22 protein-coding genes are annotated in these 23244 nt (G+C 72.9%); 12 read left to right on the top strand and 10 right to left on the bottom strand.

All coding sequences use genetic code 11. The features are described 5' to 3' along the window. The first annotated feature begins 25 nt into the window (after window positions 1-25). Genes FED44_RS04995 through FED44_RS05025 form a run of 7 tightly spaced genes read left to right on the top strand, consistent with a single transcriptional unit; the run spans window position 26 to window position 7086 of the window. On the top strand, window positions 26-856 hold the full coding sequence (locus FED44_RS04995; protein ID WP_244301705.1) for a glycosyltransferase family 2 protein: 831 nt from the start codon (window positions 26-28) through the stop codon (window positions 854-856). Continuing rightward, window positions 853-2097, top strand: a complete 1245-nt coding sequence (locus FED44_RS05000; RefSeq protein ID WP_138459860.1) for a 2-phospho-L-lactate transferase CofD family protein — start codon at window positions 853-855, stop codon at window positions 2095-2097. The genes FED44_RS04995 and FED44_RS05000 overlap by 4 nt, the downstream gene beginning before the upstream one ends. Beyond that, window positions 2094-2798: an HAD family hydrolase gene (locus FED44_RS05005; protein ID WP_244301706.1), complete on the top strand. Its 705-nt coding sequence runs from the start codon at window positions 2094-2096 to the stop codon at window positions 2796-2798. Before FED44_RS05000 ends, FED44_RS05005 begins: the two co-directional genes overlap by 4 nt. Beyond that, window positions 2788-3555 carry an NTP transferase domain-containing protein gene (locus FED44_RS05010; protein WP_244301707.1) on the top strand — a complete coding sequence of 256 codons (768 nt, stop codon included), beginning with the start codon at window positions 2788-2790 and terminating at the stop codon, window positions 3553-3555. The genes FED44_RS05005 and FED44_RS05010 overlap by 11 nt, the downstream gene beginning before the upstream one ends. Continuing rightward, window positions 3543-4832 (top strand): lipopolysaccharide biosynthesis protein, encoded by a 1290-nt coding sequence (locus FED44_RS05015; RefSeq protein ID WP_138459861.1) that lies wholly within the window; start codon window positions 3543-3545, stop codon window positions 4830-4832. Before FED44_RS05010 ends, FED44_RS05015 begins: the two co-directional genes overlap by 13 nt. Next, window positions 4829-6094 carry a glycosyltransferase family 4 protein gene (locus FED44_RS05020; RefSeq protein WP_111697660.1) on the top strand — a complete coding sequence of 422 codons (1266 nt, stop codon included), beginning with the start codon at window positions 4829-4831 and terminating at the stop codon, window positions 6092-6094. Before FED44_RS05015 ends, FED44_RS05020 begins: the two co-directional genes overlap by 4 nt. Further along, the gene (locus FED44_RS05025) at window positions 6091-7086 is read left to right on the top strand and encodes a glycosyltransferase family 2 protein (RefSeq protein ID WP_244301708.1); all 996 of its coding nucleotides are present in this window, start codon (window positions 6091-6093) and stop codon (window positions 7084-7086) included. The genes FED44_RS05020 and FED44_RS05025 overlap by 4 nt, the downstream gene beginning before the upstream one ends. Window positions 7087-7104: 18 nt before the next feature. On the opposite strand, the gene FED44_RS05030 is transcribed toward FED44_RS05025, so the two are convergent. Beyond that, entirely contained in the window at window positions 7105-7881 is a 777-nt protein-coding gene (locus tag FED44_RS05030; RefSeq protein WP_111697661.1) for a hypothetical protein, read from the bottom strand. Between the two features lie 114 nt (window positions 7882-7995). On the opposite strand from FED44_RS05030, the gene FED44_RS05035 reads away from it, so the two are divergent. Beyond that, window positions 7996-10269 carry a polysaccharide lyase 8 family protein gene (locus tag FED44_RS05035; RefSeq protein ID WP_208758820.1) on the top strand — a complete coding sequence of 758 codons (2274 nt, stop codon included), beginning with the start codon at window positions 7996-7998 and terminating at the stop codon, window positions 10267-10269. 46 nt (window positions 10270-10315) lie between these two features. Continuing rightward, window positions 10316-11314 (top strand): small ribosomal subunit Rsm22 family protein, encoded by a 999-nt coding sequence (locus FED44_RS05040; RefSeq protein WP_208758821.1) that lies wholly within the window; start codon window positions 10316-10318, stop codon window positions 11312-11314. Here the strand turns inward: FED44_RS05040 and FED44_RS05045 are convergent. Then, entirely contained in the window at window positions 11311-11613 is a 303-nt protein-coding gene (locus tag FED44_RS05045; protein WP_111697664.1) for an STAS domain-containing protein, read from the bottom strand. The genes FED44_RS05040 and FED44_RS05045 overlap by 4 nt on opposite strands. Beyond that, a complete protein-coding gene (locus FED44_RS05050) occupies window positions 11610-15803 on the bottom strand; it encodes a SpoIIE family protein phosphatase (protein ID WP_244301709.1) in 4194 nt (1397 codons plus the stop codon). Before FED44_RS05050 ends, FED44_RS05045 begins: the two co-directional genes overlap by 4 nt. A gap of 159 nt (window positions 15804-15962) precedes the next feature. On the opposite strand from FED44_RS05050, the gene FED44_RS05055 reads away from it, so the two are divergent. Beyond that, a complete protein-coding gene (locus FED44_RS05055; protein WP_138459864.1) occupies window positions 15963-17360 on the top strand; it encodes a PP2C family protein-serine/threonine phosphatase in 1398 nt (465 codons plus the stop codon). Window positions 17361-17367: 7 nt separating this feature from the next. Next, window positions 17368-17727: an STAS domain-containing protein gene (locus FED44_RS05060; RefSeq protein WP_244301710.1), complete on the top strand. Its 360-nt coding sequence runs from the start codon at window positions 17368-17370 to the stop codon at window positions 17725-17727. A 39-nt stretch (window positions 17728-17766) separates the two neighbouring features. Here FED44_RS05060 and FED44_RS05065 read toward each other — a convergent pair whose 3' ends face one another. From FED44_RS05065 to FED44_RS05080, 4 genes are all read right to left on the bottom strand, one after another. Continuing rightward, window positions 17767-18117 (bottom strand): hypothetical protein, encoded by a 351-nt coding sequence (locus FED44_RS05065; protein WP_111697667.1) that lies wholly within the window; start codon window positions 18115-18117, stop codon window positions 17767-17769. 169 nt (window positions 18118-18286) lie between these two features. Further along, complete coding sequence (locus FED44_RS05070) at window positions 18287-18682, bottom strand: hypothetical protein (RefSeq protein ID WP_138459865.1); 396 nt, start codon at window positions 18680-18682, stop codon at window positions 18287-18289. A gap of 93 nt (window positions 18683-18775) precedes the next feature. Then, on the bottom strand, window positions 18776-19183 hold the full coding sequence (locus FED44_RS05075; RefSeq protein ID WP_111701154.1) for a hypothetical protein: 408 nt from the start codon (window positions 19181-19183) through the stop codon (window positions 18776-18778). After that, window positions 19176-19655 carry a hypothetical protein gene (locus FED44_RS05080; RefSeq protein ID WP_138459866.1) on the bottom strand — a complete coding sequence of 160 codons (480 nt, stop codon included), beginning with the start codon at window positions 19653-19655 and terminating at the stop codon, window positions 19176-19178. The genes FED44_RS05075 and FED44_RS05080 overlap by 8 nt, the downstream gene beginning before the upstream one ends. Window positions 19656-19728: 73 nt before the next feature. On the opposite strand from FED44_RS05080, the gene FED44_RS38000 reads away from it, so the two are divergent. After that, the gene (locus FED44_RS38000; RefSeq protein ID WP_259403889.1) at window positions 19729-19854 is read left to right on the top strand and encodes a hypothetical protein; all 126 of its coding nucleotides are present in this window, start codon (window positions 19729-19731) and stop codon (window positions 19852-19854) included. A 12-nt stretch (window positions 19855-19866) separates the two neighbouring features. Here FED44_RS38000 and FED44_RS05085 read toward each other — a convergent pair whose 3' ends face one another. Genes FED44_RS05085 through FED44_RS05095 form a run of 3 tightly spaced genes read right to left on the bottom strand, consistent with a single transcriptional unit; the run spans window position 19867 to window position 23014 of the window. Continuing rightward, a complete protein-coding gene (locus FED44_RS05085) occupies window positions 19867-20769 on the bottom strand; it encodes a carbohydrate ABC transporter permease (RefSeq protein ID WP_111701152.1) in 903 nt (300 codons plus the stop codon). A 2-nt stretch (window positions 20770-20771) separates the two neighbouring features. Further along, the gene (locus FED44_RS05090; RefSeq protein ID WP_111701151.1) at window positions 20772-21692 is read right to left on the bottom strand and encodes a carbohydrate ABC transporter permease; all 921 of its coding nucleotides are present in this window, start codon (window positions 21690-21692) and stop codon (window positions 20772-20774) included. 2 nt (window positions 21693-21694) lie between these two features. Continuing rightward, on the bottom strand, window positions 21695-23014 hold the full coding sequence (locus FED44_RS05095; protein ID WP_208758822.1) for an extracellular solute-binding protein: 1320 nt from the start codon (window positions 23012-23014) through the stop codon (window positions 21695-21697). Window positions 23015-23244 lie beyond the last annotated feature (230 nt).

The raw sequence follows: 23244 nt of genomic DNA on the forward strand, positions 1-23244 counted from the left end.
GGTGACTTTGCCGTACACGCATCCCGTGACGCGTCCCGAGGACGGTTCCCCGGGCGGCTCCCTGGACGGCCGGATGGACAGTGCTGTCGACATCTCCGTGGCCGCGCCCGCGTACAACGAGGCGGAGACCATCGCGGCGACGGTCAGCGAGTGGCAGGAGTATCTGGAGAACAACCCGGCCGTAGGCGACTGGGAGATCGTCGTCTGCGACGACGGCAGCGGTGACGCGACCGGTGAGATCCTCGCCGGTCTGCGGGCCCGGTGCCCGCGTCTCGTCGTCGTCACGCATCATCGCAACCAGGGCGCGGGCGCGGCCATCGCCACCGCCATCGCCCACACCCGGCTCGACTGGGTCGTGCTGCTCGACTCCGACGGCCAGTTCCCGATCGCCAACCTCGATCGGGTCGTCCCGCGCATCCGGGCCGGGGAGGCCATGGCGTTCTCCGGCGCCCGGATCAGGAAGGCCGACGGCGCGGCGTACCGCTGGGGGTCGGCGGCCAGCGGCGCGGTCAGCAACCTGCTGCACGGCACCCGCTACCGCGACTTCAACTCGATCTTCAAGGTGGTGTACGGCCCGCTGTTCCGGGCCCTGCCCCTGGAGTCGGGCGGCATGAACTGCTCGACCGAGATCACCGCCCGGGTCGCCGAGATCGGCCACGAGTGGGTGGAGGTGCCCATCGAGCACCGCGAGCGCGGCGGGGGCCGGCGTGGCTGGCGGTTCTGGCGCGGTGCGCGCGACCGCGCCCTGTTCGTCGTCTATCTCGGTTTCCGTCACTGGCTGCTGCGCCGGGGGGTCCTGCGGCCTCCCACCCCCGGCGCCGTCACGCCCGCGCCGGTCGCCGAGGAGGCCCGATGAGCGTCGCGGTCACCATGTTCAACGGCGGACGCGGAGCGGCCAGCATCGCGAGGGGCATGCTGGTCACTCCCGGCGTCGATCTGTCGCTGGTGGTCAACGGCTACGACAACGGCCACTCCACCGGCGCGCTGCGGCGCTACCTGCCCGGGATGCTCGGGCCGTCGGACTTCCGCAAGAACCTGCTGCTCCACCTCGATCCCGCCGACCCGGCGCAGGCCGCGCTGGCGACGGTGCTCGAACACCGCCTGCCGGCCGGGGCCACGCCCGCCGGGCTGACCGAGGTCATCGAGGCCGTCGCCGCGCGGCGCGGCCGGTTCGCCGCGCTGCCGGAGGAGGCGTCCGCGCTCGTCGCGGCGCACCTGCGCGCCTTCGCCCGGCGGCTCGCCGCCGCTCCCCAGGGGTTCGACCTCGCCGACTGCGCGCTCGGCAACCTCGTGTTCGCCGGGGCGTACCTGCGGCTGGGCCGGGACTTCAACGCCGCCGTCGACGCCTGCGCCCGGGCGTTCGGCTCGCCCGTACGGCTGCTCAACGTGACCAACGGGGAGAACGCGTTCCTCGTCGCGCTGAGGCGGGACGGCACGCTGCTGGCCGACGAGGCCGACATCGTCGCGCCGCGCGACCAGCGGCGGCCGCAGGCGACGATCACCGATCTGTTCCTGCTGCGCGAGCCGGTCGGCGGTCGGCGGCGGGCCGAACTGGAGGCGTCGCCCCCCGAGTGGGCGAGGGATGACCTGCTCGAGGACCGCGCCGAGGTCACGCCGAACCCGCGGGCGCTGGAGGCGATCAGGAACGCCGACCTCATCGTGTACGGCCCCGGAACGCCGCACTCCTCACTGCTGCCCAGTTATCTGACGCCGGGCGTGGCGGACGCTGTGGCGCGGAGCCGGGCGGCGGCGAAGGTCTTCGTCGTCAACACCCGCGACGACCACGACAGCCGGGGGCTGAGCGCGCCGGACCTCGTGGACCGCACGCTGGCCTACCTCGGCGACCCCGGCAACCGGCGGCGCCTGGTGACCCACGTCCTCAGCCATCAGGGACCGGACGCGGCCGCGGGAGCCGAAGCCACGCCGGGCGTTCCGACGGTGCCGCACGGGGTGCTCGGGCGGGGCGAGTGGGCGGGGGCCCGCTGGCTCACCGCCGACCTGGAGGACCCGGGCCACCCCGGCGCGCATCACGGGAGGCGTACGGCCGAGGCGCTGCTCGCCATCAGACACGAGGCGGCGCTGGCGGGGGCCCGGTGACCGATCTCCTGGCGGAGGCCTGTGCCCGCCGCGTCTGGCTCTTCGATCTCGACGGCACCCTCGTCGACTCCTGCCCGGCCCACGAGGCGGCCTTCCGACAGGCCATCGCCGAGGTCGCGCCCGGCCTGCTCGCCTCCTTCCGGTACGCGGACCACACCGGCGCGAGCACCCGTGAGGTGGCGGTGCGGCTGCTGGGCGACACCGAGGAGGCGGCCCGGCTGGCCCGGCTCAAGCAGCGGCTGTACCGCGAGAACCTTGGAACGGTGGCCGTGTTCCCCGGCGCGCGGCGGCTGCTCGCCCGCCTGACCACCGCCGGCCGGGCGGCGTACGTGGTCACCGGCGGCAGCCGCGCCTCGGTCGAGCGGACGCTCGCGGAGCGGTCCCTCGACGCGTACTTCATCGACGTGCTCACCGGCGACGACCTCCCGGTGAGCAAGCCCGACCCGGCCTGCTACGCGTACGCCTGCGAGCACTGGGGTCTCGACCCCGGCGCGGTGGTGGTGCTGGAGGACTCCGCGCACGGCGTCGCGTCGGCGGTCGGCGCGGGCCTGGCGACCATCCACGCGCACGTCGCCGAGCCGGCCCCGGGGGCGGTCGCGGCCCGCGACCTGGAGGAGATCGCCACCCTGCTGGAGAAGGACGCGGAGCCGGCCGTGGAGACGGACGCGGAGAAGGACGTGGAGGTGAGCGGTGCGGGCTGAGCGGATCTGCGCGGTGATCCCGGCCGCCGGGCGGGGCACCCGCCTGGGGCTCGGCATCCCGAAGATCATGGTGGAGGTCGCCGACGGCGTCACCGTGTGGCACGTGCTCCACCAGCGGCTCCGGCCGCACGTGGAGCACGTCCACGTCGTGATGTCTCCCGAGGGGGAGGGGCCGTTCCGCGCGCTCGCGGCGGCGGAGATCGCGGCGGGATCGGTCTCGGTGAGCGTGCAGGAGTCGCCCACCGGCATGGGCGGGGCGATCTTCGGCGCGGCCCCGCACTGGAGCGGCCACGACGTGATCCTGGTGGTCTGGGGCGACCAGGCGAACCTGTCGCCCTCGACCATCCACGAGGTGGCCGAGACCCACGAGAAGGGCCTCACGCTGCCGCTCGTGCCGATGCCGGACCCGTACGTGGAGTACGAACTGGACGACCGGGGCGTGCTGACGCGGGTGCGGCAGACCAGGGAGGGCGACGAGTGCCGTCCCGGCGGGCTCGGCGACGTGGGCGTCTTCTGCCTCGACGTCGCCGGGCTGCACGAGGAGTGGACGCGCTACCTGGCAGAGGCAGCGGTGGGGGCCGCGGTGGGGGCACGCACCGGAGAGGTCAACTTCCTGCCGTTCCTGCCGCACCTGTCGCGCGAGCGGGGCTGGCCGCTGACCGTGGTGCCGGTCGCCGATCCCGGCGAGGCGCGCGGCGTGAACACGGCCGACGACCTCGAGTTCGCCCGGAGGGCGTACCTGCGGTGGGCGCGCTGACGGAGCGGGCGGCCGCGCTGCTGGCCGCCCACCGCTGGGCGGCCGGGCCCACGCTGGTCAGCACCGTCGCCAGCGGCACGGCCGCGGCGACCACGCTCGTCATCGCCCGGGGCGCCGGAGCCGCGGCGTTCGGCCACTTCACCGTCGTCCTGTCGATCGCGCTGATCGTCACGGTCGGCATGCTGATGAGCCTCAACCTCGTCATGTTCCAGGAGCTGCCGCGGGCCGAGCCCGGCGCGCGGCCTGCCCTGGTGACCACGGCGCTGCTGTCGACGCTCGTGCTGGGCGCGGCGGTGTTCGCCGCCGGGCTGCTGGCCGCCGGGCCGCTGACCGCCGCGCTCGGCGTGGACGTCCGCACGCTGGCCTTCGCGCTCGCGCTGGCGTTGTCGATGACGCTCAACCAGCTCACCGAGAGCTTCCTGCGGGGGCTGAAGCGGTTCAGCCTCGTCGCGTGGCTCAAGCTCGCCGTCGCGGTCGCCTATCTGGGCACCGCCGCGTTCTGCCTGCTCGCCCTCGACGTGCGCGACGCGGAGCCGTACCTCGTCGCGCTGATCGGCACGAACCTCGTGTTCGCCGCGCTCTCCTTCGCCGGGTTCGAGGTCAGGCCGAGGCTCTGGTCGCGGGCGCTGGCCCGCTCGACGTACCGGCACGGCGCGTACGTCACCGCAATCGGCGCGCTCACCGCCGTGGCGTTCGGGGTCGACGTGATCTTCCTGAACCACTGGGCGCCTCCCGCCGACGTCGGCGTCTACTCCGTCTACAACGGGTTCCCCAAGCGGCTGCTGGGCGTGGTGTTCACCGACGGTGTCGGCCTGGTGCTGCTGCCCACGCTGGCGACCCTGGACAAGCCCGCGGTGATGCGGCGCATCGCCCGGCTCGGCCCGGCCGTCTTCGCCGCGACGGCCGTGTTCTCGTTCGCGGCGAGCACGGTCTTCTTCCTGCTGATGGGCGGGGAGTATCCGTACTCGCTCGGGCTGATGGCCCTGTCGGCGCTGGGGATCGGCGCGCACACGGTCTTCAACCTCTACCAGGTCGCCCTGACGATGGACGGGGTGCGGGGGGCCCGGGTGCTCATCGGCTGCCTGCTGGCCGGCACGCCGCTCGCGCTCGGCGGTCAGGCGGCGCTCATCGCCTGGCAGGGACTGACCGGCGGGCTGGTCGCCTTCGCCCTGACCAATCTCATCCTCGTGGCCGTCGTGGTGGCCGCCTGCGCCCGGTTGTACCGGCCCGGCGAGCCTCCCGCGGCCGTGACCGGCGTACGGGAGGCACGGCGATGAGGATCGCCTTCGTCATCAACCAGTTCCCGCCCAACATCACGGCGGGGCTCGGCCGGTACGCCGAGATGATCGCGCCGCACCTGTCGAGCGGCCACGACCTCGCCGTCCTCACCCTGAACGACGGCGGGCTGCCGGTGTGGGAGCGGGCCGGCGGCGTCACGGCGTACCGGCCGCGCGGGCGCGTGCTCGGGTGGGTGCTCGGCGCGGTCGCCCGCGGGCGGCGGCTCAACCGCACGCGGGGCGCGGAGTTCCTCCTGCTCGCGCTGACCGTCGTGGTGAGCAACTGGCGTTACTTCCTGCTGCTGCGGCGGCTGCCTCCCGCCCGGCGGCCGGACGTCGTCGCCGTCCACGACTCGACGAACTTCCTGTGCGGCCTGCTGAGTCACTACGTGCTGCGGCTCCCGGTGGTCTTCCACGTCCACACGACCGAGTACGGCGTGGCGCGGCAGCGCAGCATCACCGACCCGCTCGGCCTGTTCGCCGCGCTGGAGCGGTGGCTGGCGCGGATCTCCCGCCGGGTCGTGGTGGCCACCCCCGAGGTGCGTGAGCAACTGCTCGCGGCGGGGTGGGACCGGACGCCGATCGACGTCGTCCGGCTGGGCGGCACGTACGAACGGGTGGTGGCCGACCCCGGCTTCGACCGGGAGAAGCTGCGGCTGGGGGCGGCGGATCTGCGCGCCCGGCTCGGCATCGGCGCGGAGGATCCGGTGCTGCTGTTCGTCGGCCGGATCGAACGGCAGAAGGGCGTCTACGAACTGCTGGAGGCGATGCCCGCGATCGCCGCGGCCGTGCCCGGCCTGCGCCTGGTGATCGTGGGCGAGGGGGACGAGGACGGCGTGCGGCGCATCGCCGCCGGGTCGGGGCTCGGCGACCGGGTGCTGACCTCGGGCGGCTTCGTGGACGGCCAGGCCCTGCTGGAGCACTACGCGATGGCCGACGCCTGCGTCTTCCCCTCGCTGTTCGAGCCGTTCGGGCTGGTGGCGACCGAGGCGATGGCGCTGTCCCGCCCGGTGATCCTGGGCGACGGCTTCTCCCGGATCTTCCTCGGCGACCCCGCCGAGCCCGCCGTGCGGTTCGTACGGGCGGACGAGCCGGGTGACATCGCCGAGGGGGTCGTCGAGGTCATGAGCGACCCGGACCTGCGCCGCGCGCTCGCCGAGCGGGGGGAGCGGCTGGTGCGCGAGACGCTGAGCTGGCGCCGCGCCGCCGACGAGACGCTGGCCGTGTACGCCGGATCGGCGGGGAAGGCGGGCCGCCGGTGATCTCCCTGGTGGTGCCCTGCTACAACGCCGCCAAGACCCTGCGGCTGTGCCTGGAGTCGGTGCTCGCGCAGACGCGGCGGCCCGGCGAGGTCGTCGTGGTGGACGACGCCTCCACCGACGGCTCGGCGGAGATCGCCGAGGAGCTGGGCTGCCGGGTCGTGCGCCTGCCGGAGAACCGGGGCGTCTCGGCCGCCCGCAACGCCGGGATCGACGCCACCACCGGCGACGTGATCTTCTTCCTCGACGCCGACGTGGCGCTGCGGCCCGACGCCGTGGCGGGCGCGATGGAGATCCTGGAGCGCGACCCGGAGGTCGGCTGCGTGCACGGCGTCTACGACGTCGAGCCCCTGATCGACGACGGCCCGGTCGAGTGGTACCGCATCCTGCACGCGGTCCACTGGCGGCGCCGCCACCTCGGGGAGGTCAACAGCGTCGTCTTCGCCCTCGCCGCGATCCGCCGCGACGTGCTGCTCGCCGCCGGCCGGTTCGACGAGCGGCTGCGCGACTGCGAGGACGTCGAGTACAGCAGCAGGCTCGCCGTGCGCAGCCGCATCGTGCTGACCGACACGGTCGTGGGTCGCCACGACGACGGCAGCCGCCTGCTGCCGATCCTCACCGAGCAGTGGCGGCGGGCCCTGCCGTTGATCCCGCTCGCCCTGGCCACCGCCCGGCGCGGCGCGGCCAAGCCCGAGCACGCCAACAGCCCGGCCGGCATCCTCTCCTGCGCGCTCGCCCTGGCGTGCCTCGTGCTGGTGCTGCTGAGCGTGCCGCTCGGGCTGTTCCACCCGCTCGCGTCCGTGCTGCCCGCGGCGTTCGTCGCCGGGTTCGCGGCCGCCGATCCGGTGCTGGTCGGGTTCGTACGCCGGCAGCGCGGGGTGGCGTTCACGGCCTACTTCATGGCCGTCCACCTCGCCGTACACGTCGTGCTGGTCACCGGCCTGGCGGCCGGCTCCCTGCGCCTGCTGTGCGGGAGCCGGACCGAGGCGGCGTGACGGGTCGGGCGTCCGGGATCAGGCGCAGCCGACGCGGCCGGTGCTCAGCGTGATGTCGTCCATCCAGAGGTCGTACGCCGAGGGAGCGGGGTTCGGCTGGTAGAGCTGCCAGCCGAGCTTCACCGTGTCGAACCTGGGGAAGACGAAGTCGGCGTCGTTGCCGCCGTGGGCGCGGGTGGAGACGGTCAGATCGGGCTGGGGGACGCCGTCGAACCACACCGAGATCCGGTTGTCGGCGGGGTCCATCCGCCACTCGACGCACTGCCAGACGCCGGCCCGGGAGGGCGCGGACTCGCGCCAGTCGGTCCAGTCGCCGGTGGGGCCGCCGTCCGCGCCGACGCCCCACAGGTCCTTGCCCAGCGTGGGGACGTACTGCCCGCCGAGCGGCCGGACGATCTCCGGGCCCGCGCCGGTGGCCTCGACGAGCGTGTAGTGCGCCCAGTCGGGCGCGGTGGGGAACGCCTTCACGCGCAGCCGGACGCGGCCGTAGAAGCCGTTGCCGGGAGGGGCGAAGTCGTCCACCCTGAGGAAGGCCCGGCCGTTGCCCTCGGTGTGGACGTGCAGCACCTTCTGGCCGCCCGCCGCGGGTTCGACGGTGAGCGTGCCGTGCTTGGTGTCGACGCCCCACTTGAGGCTGGCCGCGCCGCCGACGGGCAGCGACTGGAAGTCCTCGCAGAACAGCGCGGCCTTCTTCGCGCAGGTCCCCGGCCCGTGCCCGCCTGTGGCGGAGGCGACCGAGGTCGCCGTCAGCGGCAGCAGCAGGGCCAGACCGGCCGCGGATAACACTCGTCTCACAACACGCTCCCTTTCCCGGTGACAAGGCAGAAGAAAGGTACGTCATTTGGGAGCGCTCCCATAGATGTCTGCCGAAGATCGATGAAAGCGGCGGATCGCGCGGATAATCTACGCGTGAAGGGACCTTCCCGGCGATTATTTCTCCAGTTCAGCGGCCTCGCCGTCCTCCTGACGGCCTGTGACCCCCACACCGGGCCCGGGGCCGAGGATGTGGCCGTGCTGGGCCGCCGCTGGCGGGAGGTCACGCTCGGCGCGGGCCTGTTCGATCCGGCGCGGGAGCCGTACCGGGACCGGCTGGCGCGGCTGGGTGCGGAGGCCCGCCTGCACCGCGACGCCATGACCCCCACCGGCCGGTCGCTCTGGCCGGACCTGCCCTTCCCGTCCCTCGGCGCCACCCCGGCGCGGCTGCGCGCCATGGCCCGCGCGTACGCGCTGCCGGGCACCGGGCTGACGGCCGAGCCGGGCCTCGGCTCGGCCGTGGCCACCGGGATCGAGCACTACGTGCGGCACGTGTACGCCGCGGACGCCGGCCAGACCGGCAACTGGTGGGACTGGCAGATCGGAGCGCCGAGGGCACTCCTCGACGCGGCTTTGCTGGCCAATCCACACCTGACGGGCGGTCAGACCGGTGCGCTGTGCGAGGCTGTGGACAACTTCGTCCCCCCGGGCCGCCTCGACGACTACGCGGGCAACAGCACCGGGGCCAACCGGGTGGACCTGTGCACGGTCACGCTGCTGCGGGCGATCGCCGGAGCGGACCCCGGCCGGGCCGCGCTCGCCGTCTCCGCGCTCTCGCCGGTCTTCCGGTACGTCACCGAGGGCGACGGGTTCTACCGCGACGGCTCGTTCATCCAGCACGGCTCGGTCCCCTACCAGGGAGGGTATGGCGTGGTGGCGCTGACCGGCCTCGCGACGCTGTCCGCGGTGCTGCGCGGCACGCCGTGGGAGATCACCGACCCGGCCTTCCGCAACGTCCTCGACGCGGTCGACAGGTCGTTCGCGCCGTTCGTCCACGACGGCGCGTTCATGGACCTCGTACGGGGACGCGGCGTCGCCAGGCGGCCGTACGGCGACCATGCACGCGGCAGGGAGATCGCCGCCGCGATCCTGCTGCTGGCGGAGACGGCCCCGGCCGCCGACCGGGCCCGCTGGCGGGGCATGGTCAAGGGCTGGGCGGCGCGCGACACCGCGAAGCCCATGCTCCGGGCCGCCGAGGGAGGCGATCCGGCGTTCCACGCGCGGCTCGCGGCCGTGCTGCGCGACGAGACGACACCGGCGGCGCCCGAGCCCCTCGGGCACCGCCTGTTCCCCGCGAGCGCCCGCGCCGTACACCGCCGGCCCGGCTGGTGCGCGGCGCTCAGCATGGCCTCCTCACGGGTGGCGCACTACGAGCACGGCAACGGGGAGAACCCGCGCGGCTGGCACACGGGCGCCGGAATGCTCTACTGGTGGGGACGGGAGCACGGCGACCAGTACTCCGACTCCTTCTGGCCCACCGTGGACCCCTACCGGCTGCCGGGCACCACCGTCTCCACGCTGAGCCTGCCCGACGGGGCGGGCGGCGCGTGGGGCGACACCCGCCCGCCTGCCGAATGGGTGGGCGGCGTCACCGACGGCGCGTACGCGGCCGTGGGCCAGCACCTGTACGGCCTGAAAAGCACCCTTGAGGCCTTCAAGTCGTGGTTCTTCCTCGACGACGCGGTCGTCTGCCTCGGCGCCGGGATCACTTGCCGGGACGGCGTGCCGGTCGAGACCGTGGTGGACAACCGCAGGACCGGCGCCGCCCTCACCGTGGACGCCCTCACAGTGGACGTCACGGCGGGGTGGGCGCATCTGGACGGCCACGGCGGCTATGTCCTGCCTCCGGGGCAGCCTCTGCGGACGCTGCGCGAAACCCGTACGGCGGGTGGGGCCGGCCGGTCGTACGCCACGATCTGGCTGGACCACGGCGTGGACCCGGACGCGGCCGGCTACGTCTACCACCTCATGCCGGGGGCGGGCCCGGCCGCGACGCGGGCCCGTGCCGCCGACCCCGGCTGGGCCCGCGTGCTCGCCAACACCTCCGCGCAGCAGGGGATCGCGGTGCCGTCACTCGGGATCACCGCGGTCGCCTTCTGGGCGGGGGGACGGGCGGGCGGCCTGGCCGCCTCCGATCCGTGCGCGGTCCTCGTACGGGACCTGGGCGACGGCACGGCGACGGTGACGGTGGCCGATCCCCGGCGCGAGCTCGACGGGCTGACGGTGACGTGGGACCACCCGGTGGCCGGGCTCGTGGACCCGCATCCGCTCCTGGACAGCGCCCGGACGGGGGCCCGGCTCACGCTCGTCTTCGGCCGGCCGGCGGATCGGGCCGGCGCCTCCCACACGGTCACCGTACGGCTCGCGTGAGGCGTCGTTTCGACAGCGTGACCGGGGGCGGGGCATCATGAACGGCGTGTCCGCCCTTCCCGATGCCCTCGACGACGCGCTGGAAGAGTCGCTCGGCCGCTTTCCCGTGCCCGAACTGACGCGAAACGTATCGGCGCTCATCCGGCAGTACCGGGAGGGTTTCGACCGGAGCGTCCCCGCGCTGGGCTCCGAGGCCGCCGTCGCCGCGTACGCCGGCTACCGCATGCCGGCGACCTGCAGCGCGGTGGCCGCGGCGCTGCGCCAGGTCGCCCTGCTCGCGCCCGGCTTCGCGCCGCGGACGCACGCCGACGTGGGGGGCGGGACGGGCAGCGCGGTGTGGGCCGCGAACGCGGTCTGGCCCGGGCTGACGGACGTCACCGTGCTCGAACAGTCCGCCTCCGCCATCGCCTTCGGCCGGCGGCTGGCCGCCCGCTCTCCCGCGGCGGCCGTACGGGAGGCCCGCTGGCGGCAGACGGTGCTCGACCGGGGAACGGCCGCGCCCGCGGCCGACCTGGTCACCATGTCGTACGTGCTCGGGGAGCTGTCGCCCGCGGTCCGGGACGACGTGGTGCGGTCCCTGGCGCTGGAGTCGGCGCGGCACGCGGGCATGCTGGTGATCATCGAGCCCGGCACGCCCGCCGGATACGCCGGGATCGCCGCGGCCCGGCGGCTGCTGGCCGGGGCGGGCCTGCACATCGTCGCGCCCTGCCCGCACGACGGCGAGTGCCCGATCCGGGAGGGTCAGGACTGGTGCCATTTCGCGGTCCGCCTCAACCGCAGCGCCCTGCACCGCCGGGTCAAGGACGGCACGCTGAGCTTCGAGGACGAGAAGTTCTCCTATGTGGCGGCGTCGGCCCGGCCGTGGCCGCGCGCCGAGAGCCGCGTCGTACGCCACCCGCTGAAGCGCAAGGGGCTGGTGACGCTGCGCCTGTGCACGACCGGTGACGGTCTCGCCGACCACCCCGTCTCGAAGCGGCAGGGGGAGGTCTACCGCGAGGCGCGCGACGTCGTCTGGGGCGACGCCTGGCCCCCGCCCGCCGTCTAGGACTCCATTCCGTGGACGGTGGTGACCTGCACGAGGCCGGAGATGGTGAGCACCGGGGCGAGCAGGTCGTTGGCGACGAGCTCGATGCGTGGGGCGTGCGCGAACAGCACGGTCAGCCCGGCGCTGTCGAGGTACTCGACCTCGCTGAGGTCGACCAGCAGGGCGTGGCCGTCGACGGAGGCACCGGACAGCGCGGCGTCGAGCTCGCCCGCGTTGCTCATGTCGATCTCGCCGCTGACGGTGAGGACCGGGGTGCCGTCGGGGCGGCGGGACGGAACCATGGTCAGGGGAGTCGTCATCGGGGGATCCTCGCGTGCATGTCGACGGTGGTGCCGGCGGCACCGGGACGGATGGTGACGCGCTGCATCAGGGCGCGCATCAGGGCGACTCCGCGGCCGCGGTGTGTGTTGGCCTCCGGTCTGGGGGGTTTCCAGTTGCCGCTGTCGGCCACGGTCAGGTAGAGATCGCCCGCGGTGGCGACCGCCCGCAGCCGCACGGTGTGCCCGGGGGCGTCACGGTGGCCGTGCTCGATCGCGTTCGCGCAGGCCTCGCCCGCCGCGACCAGGATGTTCTGGATCATCGTGGGGTTCAGCTCGCACCGGTTCAGCCAGTCGCGCAGGGCCGTACGGACCGGGGCGAGCTGGCTCGACTCGGCGGGGAAGGCCACCTCGAGTGGCGCGGGCTGGCGATACAGCAACAGCGCGACGTCGTCGCTGTAACCGGTGTCCGGCGCCATCCGGCGCATGACCTGCGTCGCGAGGTCCTCGATGGGGGCCGAGCGGCCGTCCTGCACGGCGGCGCTCGCCTGGTCGATGCCCCTGGTCAGCGGGCTGCGGCGGCGCTCGACGAGGCCGTCGGTGTAGAGCAGCAGCGTCGACCGCGCCGGCATCGTGCGGACGTCCTCGGGCCGGGGATGGCCGGGCCGCACCGCGAGCGGCGTGGAGCGCCCGCCCTCCAGCAGCTCGGTCCCGCCGTCGGGATGGGCCAGGATGCCCGGCAGGTGCCCGGCGCTGGAGTAGACGAGACGGCCGGTCGTCGAGTCGAGGACGCCGCAGAAGACGGTCGTGCACCGGGCGCCGGGCACCAGGGCGGCGAACTTGTCGAGGGCGGTCAGCACCTGCGCCGGCCCCGCCTCCTGCAGCAGCAGGGCCCGGCAGGCGCTGCGCAGCTGACCCATGACGGCCGCGGCCTCCAGGCCGCGCCCCACACAGTCGCCCACCACGATGCCGATGCGCTCGTCCGGCAGCGGCACGATGTCGTACCAGTCGCCGCCCACCTCCAGCGGACGGGTGGCCGGCTCGTACCGTACGGCGAAGCCGGCGGGCAGGTGGGAGGGGCCGAGGATGGCCCGCTGCAGGGCGACCGCGGCCTCACGCTGCTGGTCGAGCTGGTGCACCCGGTGCAGGCCCTGGCCCAGATGACCGGTCAGCAGCGCGAGCAGCGTCTGGTCCTCGGCCGTGAAGGGCCGGTTCTGGCCGAGATCGATCCACAGGGTGAGGATGCCCGCCGGATGCTCCAGGCTGATGCCCGCGCCGTCCGCCTCGCTCGCGACCGGGCGCAGGGGCGGGTAGTCGCGCAGCTCGGCGAGCCTGTCCCGCAACTCCGCGGGCAGGTCGAGCCAGCCGGTCTCGGTCCCGATCTTGGTCTCGGTCGCGGGGCAGGCGCGGAACAGCGCGGGCTCCGCCTCGCCGTGCCACAGCGCCGCCGTCACGTCCCGGGCCCGCCAGACCTCGCGCAGCTCCTCCAGCGCCCCCGTCAGCGCGTCGGACACGCTGCCCGCCTCGGAGACGCGCACGCTGAGCGCGGCGAGGGCCGTCTCCCGCTGGACGAGATAGTGCTCGGCGGTGACGTCGCGCAGGGTGCCGACGATCCGGCGCTCACCGGTGCCGGGGTCCGCGACCGCGACGAAGGTGGCCGCCACCCAGATCTGGTGCCCGTCGCTGTGGCGGAGCGGCACCACGCAGCCTCCGCTGCCGTGGCTCGTCACTCGCTCGTACGCCTCGGCGAGCCTCCGGTACGTCACCGGGTCGTCGGCCTCGGCCGGCAGCCAGGGATGACGCGGGAGATAGGGGAGCCCCTCGGGGCCGTACCCGACGATGTCGGCGAACGCCGAGTTGACCTCGATGACGGCGCCGTTCTCGTCGGCGACGAAGAACGCCTCCTGCAACGACTCGATCATGGCGGCGTGCCACCGGAGGTGGTGGGCGCGCAGCCGCGCCCGATCCACGGTGGCCCGCACCCGGGCCAGCAGTTCGTCGGCGGAGAACGGCTTGACGAGGTAGTCGTCCGCGCCCGCGTCCAGCCCCTCGATGCCGGCCTCCTGTCCCGCGCGGGCCGACAGCAGCAGGACCGGGACCGCGGCGGTGCGGGGGTCGGCCCGCAGCGCCGCCACCAGCCGCAGGCCGTCCAGGCGGGGCATCATCACGTCACTGACGACGAGGTCGGGAGCGTCGGCGCGGACGGCCTCCAGCGCGGCCTGGCCGTCGGTGACGACGTCGACCTCGTACGCGGGCCGCAGCAGGCGCCGCAGATAGTCCCGCATGTCGGCGTTGTCGTCGGCGACCAGGATCCGTGGCCGCGGCCCGCCCGCGGACGGCGAAGCGGACCCGGAGGTCCCGGCCTCGTCCTCCCGCGACTCCGGCCCCTCGGGGAGCCAGCGCAGGGCCTCCTCCACGTACGGAGCGGCGGCGGTCGTCAGCTCAGTGTCCGTGGGCCGCACCGGGACCAGGCCGTCGGAGGGCAGATGCGCCGAGCCGAAGGGCAGGCGGATGGTGAACGCGGTGCCCGCGCCCTCCGCGCTCTCGGCGGTGATCGTGCCGCCGTGGAGGCCCACCAGCTCCTTGACCAGCGCCAGCCCGATGCCGCTGCCCTCGTTCGACCGCGACCGCGCGCTGTCGACCCGGTGGAAGCGCTCGAACAGCCGGGGCAGCTCGTGCCGGGAGATCCCGATGCCGGTGTCGGCGACGGTGACGACCGCGTTGCCGTCCTCCGCGCGCAGCGCGACCCGGACGGAGCCGTCGAAGGTGAACTTCAGGGCGTTGCTCAGCAGGTTGAGCACGACCTTCTCCCACATGCCCCGGTCGACGTACACCGGTTCGTCCAGGGGAGGGCAGTCCACCTCGAAGGCGAGCCCGGCCTTCTCGACGGCCGAGCGGAAGACCCCGGCGAGGTCGGTGGTGACGGCGGCGAGGTCCACCGGTTCGTAGCGGGCCCGCATGCGGCCGGCCTCGATGCGGGAGAAGTCCAGGAGGGTGTTGACGAGCTTGCCCAGGCGCAGGCCGTTGCGGTGGACGACGTCGAGCTCCGCGCGCAGCCGGTCCTCGCCCACCCGCTCGCCGTTTCCGGCCAGCGCGGTGCGCAGCTCCTCCACCGGTCCCATGATCAGGGTCAGCGGGGTGCGGAACTCGTGGCTGATGTTGGAGAAGAAGGCCGTCTTGGCCCGGTCGAGCTCGGCCAGCTCCTCGGCGCGGCGCTGCTGGAGCTGGTAGGCCACGGCCGCGTTGACGAGGGCGGCGGTCTGCCGCGCCACCAGGCCGAGGAAGGACTCGTACGCCTCGTCGAGGGCCCGGCCCGCACCGGCGGCGAGCACCATCACCCCGACCATCCCGCCGCCGGTCTCACCGGCCAGCGGCAGCACCACGGCCTGCGTGGGAGGGGTCTGCCAGCCGCCCGAGGGCAACGCCCCGAACCGCTCCGCCACGTCGGTCACCACGACGGGCTCCCCGGTGCGCAGCACCTGGTCGACCGGCCAGTCGCCGGGGCCGCCAGGGAGCGGGGAGACGCTCGCGTCGCGCGGGCTCGTCGCGGCCGGCGTCAGGTCGTCCGTGCCGGGGCGGCGCAGGTAGATCGCCGAGAAGGGCACGTCGGCGCCCGACCGCTCCAGCGTCTCGGCGACGAGCCGGCACGCCTCGGCGACGCTGCGGGCCTGCCCGGCCTGGGACCCGAGGTCCTGCAGCACCGCCAGGCGCCGCTCCCCGATGAACCGCTCCGTGGTGTCGCTGACCGCGGTGAAGACTCCCCGTACGACGCCGTCGTCGTCGTGCAGCGGGCTGTAGGAGTACGTCCAGTACGTCTCCTCCCAGTAGCCGTGCCGGTTCATCGGCAGCAGCAGGTCCTCCGACCAGGTCGCCTCGCCGGAGCTCATCACCGAGCGCAGCATCGGGCCGATCGTGTGCCAGATCTCCGTCCAGACCTCGTCGCCCGGCTTGGCCAGGGCGGGATGCTTGGACCCGAGCAGCGGCAGGTAGGCGTCGTTGTAAAGGAACCGCAGCTCCTCGCCCCACCACACGATCATGGGAAAACGGGAGGTGAGGCAGATCCGGCAGGCGGTGCGGAGGCTCGCCGGCCAGGTGCCCGGGTCTCCCATGGATGTCCCGGACCACGGATAGGCGCGCATCCGCCGCGCCATCTCGCTGCCGCCGGGGAACAGGAGCTCCACCGGCTGACCGTCCTCGGCGGACATCGGTTCCGTCGCTTGCTCGTCGCCCACGCGTCTTCTCCCTCGACGGCCGGGCCGCCGCGGGCCGGCCCGGGTGTCGTGCCGCCCTGTTGGGCGAGTCCGGCAGGTCAGGGAAGGAACAGTTCAATGGTTCCGTAGGATAGGGCAAACGTTTCACGGGTGACGCGGGCCCCCTAAGTACGCGCCCCGGTGCCGAGGAAGGAGCCCGAGGTCAGCACGGTCGAGGAAGCGCCCGGCAGGCCCACGGCGGCGGACTCCGACGAGGAGGCGCGCCGGCAGGAGGCCGTGCGCCGCTACGCGGCCCTGGAGACCGCGTCAGGCGGCGCGTTCGACCGGGTGGCCGCCCTGGCCGCGAGGATCTTCCACGCGCCCTTCGCCACGGTGACGATCGTCGGGGACGACCGCGTCCGGGTGATCGCCGCGCACGGCCCGTCCGCGCGCCGCGCGATCTTCCGGTCCCCGATCGCAGGGTCCCCGTTCATGGAGTCCCCGGTCGTGGTGTCACTGTGCGCCGCGGCCGTACGGCACGACGGCCCGCACGCCGTCTCCGACGCCCGGCTGCACCCGGGGGCTGCCGGCGATCCGGCGGTGCGCGGCGAGCCGGGGATCAGGTTCCACGCTGCGGCGCCGATCGTGACGCCCGACGGTGAGCCGCTGGGCAGCGTCAACGTCATGGACACCCGCCCGCGCGAGGCCGGCGAGGAGGAGCTCGCCTGCCTGCGGGACCTGGCCGGCCTCGTGATGGACGAGCTTCAGGTGCGGCTGGTCACGCAGCGCACGGTGGAGATCGAACGGCAGCTACGCGCGGGCGCGGAACGGCTGGCCCGCACCTTGCAGCGGACCCTGCTGCCGCCCGCGCTGCCCCGGGTGCCGGGCCTGCGCGCGGCCGCCGCCTACCACCCCGTGTCCGCCGACGAGGTCGGTGGTGACTTCTACGACCTGTTCCCCCTCGACGGAGACCGGTGGGGGTTCTTCCTCGGCGACGTCTGCGGCAAGGGCGCCGGCGCGGCCTCCCTCACCTCGCTGGTCCGTTACACCCTGCGCGCCGCGGCGGTGTACGACGCCGATCCGCACGCCGTGCTGGCCAATCTCGACGCGGTGCTGCAGCAGGAGCACGCGGGCGGTGACATGCCGGCGCCGTACTGCACCGCGGTCTTCGGGGTCCTGCAACCCGACGGCGACGGGTTCGGCGTCACGCTCGCCACCGGGGGTCATCCCCCGGCGCTCGCGGTGCGGGCCGACGGGTTGGTCGAACCCATCCACCCGGCCGGCGGGCAACTGATCGGCATCCTGCGCAACCCGCACTTCGCCCAGGTCAGCGCGCGTCTGAACGCCGGGGACGCGTTGCTCCTCTACACTGACGGCCTCACCGAGGCCCGCACCGAGACCGGCTCCATGCTCGACGAGGACGGCCTGACCGCCTACCTCGCCGCGGCCGGGCCGACGAGCGCCGACGCACTGCTGGACACGGTGCACGACCTGATCACCGACCTGGGTGAGGGAGTGTCCGACGACGCCGCGGTCCTCGCCCTGTCCGTCCCGCCCGCCACCCGATCATCGTTCTCCGGGAGCCAAGGTGCAGCATGATCACGGCTTGACCGTCACCCTTCAACCGGGCAGCGCGGAACCACGCGTGCTGGTCGTGGCCGGCGACCTGGACCACCACACCACTCCCCGGCTGCGCGCGGCCCTGGAGGAGGTGCCCTTCGGCCCCGGCGCCGACCTGGTCATCGACCTGTCCAGCCTGACCTTCTGCGACTCGACGGGCATCGCCACGCTGGTGGCCGCCCACCAGCGCGCGCACGACGCCGGTGGCGCCCTGCTCCTGGCCGGCCTGGAGCAGGACATCGCCCGGGTCTTCCACATCATGGGCCTGGACCAGCTGCTCGCGTTCTACGACTCCCCGGAGGAGGCCGTACGCGCCGTGAAGGACCGGCGGGAGTCGACGACGTGACGTGGCGGTGACCACCGCGGTGTGGTCGGAGGCCCGCGTTCAGGAGGCGTCGGCGCCGATGACGACCGTGAGGCTCTGCCTGATGGAGCAGTTCGCGACCCGGCGGCAGAAGCCGTCCTCCACGTTGCTCGCGCCACCGGCGGTGCTGGCTCTGGTGTGCTGGTGACCACGAAGGTGGGAGGGGCTGTCCAGGAACACGACGTTCCGGTCGCGGGTGCCGTTCCCGATCGAGGACGGGCCTCGTCCCCCCGGAGGGTCCTCCGCCGCCCGGCCGGCCGCCGCCGCGGGGACGGCGAGGAGGGCCTGCGTGATGGCCGCCCCGGAGAGCAGCCCCGCGAGGAGCGGGACGCGCCGGCGCCCGCCGCGCGCTCCGCGGTATGAAAGAGCCATTCGCCACCGTCCTGTACACGCCATCCCGATCCGGGTCGCGCACAGCGTATTCTCGGCGGTGGTCGGGCGGATTTCCCGGCGCGCCTCTTGTCATATTCTTGCCCACCGCGAACAGGCGGCTGATATTCGCGGCGGGAACGGGCCGGAAACCGAGGCGGGCAAGGCCCGCTCAGTGCCCTCCCACATTCACGTTTCCCCGGGTGGTGGGGAAACTCGTGTTGCTGCCGTGGATGCGCTGCGGGATGCCGCAGCCGGGTCGGTGCCGGCAGTTGGCGGCCTGTGTGTTGACCGCCGCGTCCACGCCCGCGACGACCTGCTGGACGCCGAAGGCGTTCCGCTGGCTGCCGGCCACCAGGTAGGCGCGGTTGTTCAGGCCGTTGTTGATCACCCAGCGCGTGCGCGAGGCGTTGGCGTCACCCCCGCCGCCGCCCCAGCCCCGGCCCGGCGCCACGGCGGCGCTGCCCGGCGAGAGCGCGACGCCCGCGGTCGCGACCGCCAGCGCGCCCAGCGCCAGCAGGCGTGCCGCCGGGCCGATGAGCGCGTTTCGCGCCGTGTGACGAGCCATTGTCTTCTACGCCCTCTCGGTGTCCGCATCCGGGTGGAATACACCGGGCATCTACCCCGTGGGGCCGCGCGCGTCACCGCCGCCGGGAAATGATTACCGCCGCATCGACCGCATGGCGGTCCTTTTGGCGTCATGCCGCCTCCGGGGAGAAATGTCCCCGGAATGCTGCTGATTCGACGCCCATATTCTCTGGGCCGCCTCACAGCGGCGGAACCATCGCCGGCAGGCCGTGCTCTGGGAGTTGGCGACGCCGCCGACGCCGATCGTCTGCTGCTGGATGCCGCTGTTCTTCGCGCTGCCCACCACCACGTGGCTGGTGTTGTCGATGCCGTTGCCCACCCGGACCAGGGCGCGGTTGCCGTTGCGGTCGCCGCCGTCGGCCCGGAGCGCCGCCGCGTCCGCGGCGGGCGGCGCGACGGACCAGGCCGCCGCGATCGTCAGGACCGTCACGATCACCAGGGCCACGGGGACGAGAACCCGCACGGCCGGCCGGTCACGCACGGCGTTCACCCTGCCGGGAACGATCGTGACGACCGGCACGCGCGGCGCCCGACGACAGGGTGGCGGACGCGTGCACCTTCTGCGTCAGCACGCAGTGGCGGCCGTGCGGCCGGCACAGGCCGCCCTGCACGCTGCTCACGCCGCCGATCCCCGCGGAGAACAGGTACTGGACGCCGCTGATGCGGCTGCTGCCGATCGTCACCATGTTCCGGTTGCCGGAGCCGTTGCCCACGCGTACGGCCGAGTCGTTTCCATTGCCGTCACCGGTCCCCGCGAGGTGACCGGCGGGCGGGCGGGACCGGGCGGAGGCGCCGGCCGCACCCGCGTCCGCCACCAGGAGCGCCACCAGGGCGAACATCAGGGCCGTCATCAGGGCCGGCGCGAGCGCGATCGACGCCGCCACCGCGGCGGGCCGTACGACGGCACGGCGCGAGGACGCGTGAAGGCTGTCGGAGGTGGGAGTGATCGGCATCGATGTGCCTCTACCCCGCGGCCCGGTCTCCCTCTCGGCTCCCGCCGAACCCGGGCCCGATGATTGCCGCCCCTTGGCAGGACCTCCGAGGCTGATCCTGTTCGCCCGGTCCGGGTTCTCGGCGGAGCTGGTGCGCCTCGCCGGCAGACGGCCCGACGTGGAACTCGTCCACCTGGGCCGTCTGTACGGCGGAGACTGAGGGGCCCGGGACCTACTTGCCGAAACCGGCGGTCAGGCCGCTGAGCAGCTGACGGCGCCCGACGGTGTAGAGGACCAAAATCGGCACGATGGTCAGCACCACGGAGGCGAGCACGGCGGGCACGTTCACGCCGTACGGCCCGCCCTGGAAGGCCGCCAGTCCCAGCGGCAGGGTGCGCTTGTCGGGGCTCTGGGTGAGGATCAGCGGCAGCAGGAACCCGTTCCAGACGTTCAGCGCGTTGTAGATCGAGACCGTCACCACGGCCGGCCGGGTCAGCGGGAAGGCCAGGCGCCACAGTGTCATCCACTCGGTCGCGCCGTCCATCCGCATCGACTCGAAGAGCTCCTTGGGCACGTCCCGGATGAAATTGGAGAGCACCAGCACCGACAGCGGGATCGCGAAGGCGATCGACGGCAGGACCAGCGCAGTCAGCGAGTCGTAGAGGCTCAGCTTGATGATCAGTAGGTAGATCGGGATGACGGTCGCCTGCAGCGGGATGGCCAGGCCCATCAGGAAGAGCGAGTTCACCCCGCGGAGGAACCGGCTGGTTCTGCCGCTCCGGACGATCGCGTACGCCGCCATGAACGAGAACAGGACCGACGGGATCACCGTGCCGACGGCGACGAGGAGGCTGTTCAGGAAGTACAGCGGGAAGTCCATCTCGATGACGAGCCGGTAGTTGTCCAGCGTCGGATCGGAGGGCGGCAGCAGCGGGTTGGTCACGTAGTAGTTGCTCTGCGTCTTGAAACTGGTGATCACGATCCAGTAGATCGGGATGATCACCACGGCCAGCCACAGCCAGCCGATGAGCCCGCCCAGCCAGTTGGGGCGCTGGCTGGGCGTTGCGGGGCGGCGTCCGCGCGAGTGGGCCGCGGTGGGGCGCTTCGCCGCCGCCGGCGTGTGGGTCGCGGTCACGGTCAGGCCCCTTCGAGCTGGCTGGCGTTGGGGTCGCGGCCGCCGAGCCGGCGCAGCAGCAGCGCCAGGGCGAGGCCGACGAGAACGAGGATGACGCCGATCACGCAGGCCGCTCCCATGAGGTTGGCCTGGAAGCCGCGCTTGTACATGTCCAGGGCGAGCGCGCGGGTGGCGTCGGAGGGACCGCCCTCGGTCAGCACGAAGATCAGGTCGAAGAAGGTCAGGGAGCCGACGATCATCAACGTGGAGGACGTGATGATCGTGTACTTGAGCTGCGGCAGGGTGATGTTGAAGAACATGCGGACCCGTCCCGCGCCGTCCAGCTCCGCGGCCTCGTACAGCGAGCGCGGGATCTGCCGTACGCCGCCCTGGTAGAGCAGCGAGTGGAACGGGATGAACTGCCACGACACCACGAAGATCACGACGCCGAGGGCGAGGCCGGGCTCGCCGAGCCAGTCCTGGGTGAGCAGGTCGATGTGCAGCCCCGCGCCGAGCCCGAAGTTGGGGTCGAGCAGCGCCTTGTAGGTGATCGCGATGGCCGCCGAGCTGAGCAGCAGCGGGATGAAGTACAGCACCGCGAGCAGCTCGCGGTAGCGCTGGTGTCCCGCGAGGAACACCCCGATCAGGATGCTGGCCGGGGTCTGGACCGCCCAGGAGAGCGCCGTGATCAGGAACGTCACCCACAGCGCGTGTGGCAGGCCGGGGTCGGAGAGCACGGACTGCCAGCTCTCCAGCCCGGTCAGCTGGATCGTGCCGAGCGTGTCCCAGGACGTGAAGCTGAGCAGCAGCACCCCGATCAGCGGAATCACCGCGAAGGCCACGAAGGCCAGCAGGGCCGGAAGTGCCAGCCACGGCAGGACGCCGCCGCCGCGCGCCTTGGGCGCGACGGCGGACGACGTCCGTCCGGTGGTAGTCGCGGACATCGTCACTTGCCGATGACCGCGTTCATGTTCGTCGCGAACTGCTGCGGAGAGATCGACAGCTGGAACAGCTTGGCGATGTTGTCGAGCAGCACCTCGGCCGCGGTCGGGCTGAGCGCCTGGTCCCAGGACTGGGCGAACACCTTGGCCTTGCTCGAGACGCCGTAGATGAAGTTCAGGAACTCCGCGTCCTTGGAACCGGTGAACAGCTTGTCGGAGCCGTTGACGATCGGCACGCCGCCGGTGCCGACCCATTCCTTCTGCTCGGCCTCGTCGAGGACCCCGGAGGCGAAGAACTTCTTCGCGATCTCCTTCTGCTCGGGCGTCGCCTTGGAGGAGATCGAGAGGTACTGGCCGGGGTTGCCGACGGTGTCGCTCGGGTCGCCCTTGCCGCCGTCGATCGGCGGGAAGTTCATGAAGCCGAGGCCGCCGCTGGAGACGAAGTCGCCGCCCTGCGCCTGCTGGATGCCGTACGACCAGCTGCCGTGCAGCATCATCGCGGCCTTGCCGGTGTAGAGCAGCGCCTGGTCGGCGTTGGAGTCGGCGGTGATCGAGGAGAAGCCCTTGATGAACCCGTTGGCCTTGATGAGCTCCTGCATCTTGGTCAGGGCCTCGATGGACGCGGGGTTGTTCCAGGCGTCCTTCTCGCCGTCGAAGACGGCCTGGAACACCTCGGAGCCGCCGATGCGGTCGAAGAGGAACTCCAGCCACATCATGTTCGTCCAGCGGGACTGGCCGCCCAGCGAGAACGGCGCGATGCCCTCGGCGTTGAACTTCTTCACCAGGTCGAGGATGTCGCCGTACGACTGCGGCGGCTGCACCCCGACCTTCTCGAAGACCTTCTTGTTGTAGAACAGGACGATCGGCTGCACGGTCTCACACGGCATCGCGTAGATCTTGCCGTCGATCGTCGCGGCTCCGAAGGCGCCCGGGAACAGCCGGTCCTTCACGGCGGCGTTCTGGTCGAACCACGAGGTGAGGTCCTCGACCTGGCCGGCCTGCACGTAGCTGCGCAGACCGCCGCCGCCCCAGCCCCAGATGATGGTGGGCGCCTGGCCCGCGCCGATCGCGGTCTTGATCTTCGTCTTGTACGCGTCGTTCTGGATGACGTTGAAATCGATCTGGCCGTTGGGGTTGGCCTGGTTGAACCGCTTCACGGCCGCGGTGCGCGGCGCCTCACCGGGCGGGCCCGAGAGGAACCAGTAGCTGGCCTTGGCCCCGCCGCCCCCGTTTCCGCCCGCGGCGGCGCCGCTCGCGCCACCGCCGCTCGGGGCCGGGCCGGACGTGCCGCAGGCCGCCAGCGCGGCGCCCAGGGGAAGGCCCATCGAGAGGGAAAGGAAAGCACGGCGGGATGTAGTCCTGGACTCCACGCTGTTCTCCGTACGTCGCATGCCGAGGCTGAGCGCGGCTCGCCGAACATCGGATGCGGTGGCCGGCGAACTGGATCAACACCGTGATCAGCACCGTGGGCGCCTCCGCCCCATTCCTCCTTGAAGTCAGCCCGTCGAAACATTTCGACACAAGCCGCGTGGCACGCCAATTTAGATAGGCGTTA

This window comes from Microbispora triticiradicis, assembly GCF_005864065.1.
In the GTDB taxonomy this organism is placed as follows: domain Bacteria; phylum Actinomycetota; class Actinomycetes; order Streptosporangiales; family Streptosporangiaceae; genus Microbispora; species Microbispora triticiradicis.

Coding starts and splice junctions, on each gene's coding strand:
- FED44_RS05080 (WP_138459866.1), bottom strand. CDS start 19,655: ATGCCGATCACTCCCACCTCCGACAGCCTTCACGCGTCCTCGCGCCGT.
- FED44_RS05070 (WP_138459865.1), bottom strand. CDS start 18,682: ATGGCTCGTCACACGGCGCGAAACGCGCTCATCGGCCCGGCGGCACGC.
- FED44_RS05045 (WP_111697664.1), bottom strand. CDS start 11,613: ATGACGACTCCCCTGACCATGGTTCCGTCCCGCCGCCCCGACGGCACC.
- FED44_RS05090 (WP_111701151.1), bottom strand. CDS start 21,692: ATGTCCGCGACTACCACCGGACGGACGTCGTCCGCCGTCGCGCCCAAG.
- FED44_RS05095 (WP_208758822.1), bottom strand. CDS start 23,014: ATGGGCCTTCCCCTGGGCGCCGCGCTGGCGGCCTGCGGCACGTCCGGC.
- FED44_RS05020 (WP_111697660.1), top strand. CDS start 4,829: ATGAGGATCGCCTTCGTCATCAACCAGTTCCCGCCCAACATCACGGCG.
- FED44_RS05065 (WP_111697667.1), bottom strand. CDS start 18,117: ATGGCTCTTTCATACCGCGGAGCGCGCGGCGGGCGCCGGCGCGTCCCG.
- FED44_RS05000 (WP_138459860.1), top strand. CDS start 853: ATGAGCGTCGCGGTCACCATGTTCAACGGCGGACGCGGAGCGGCCAGC.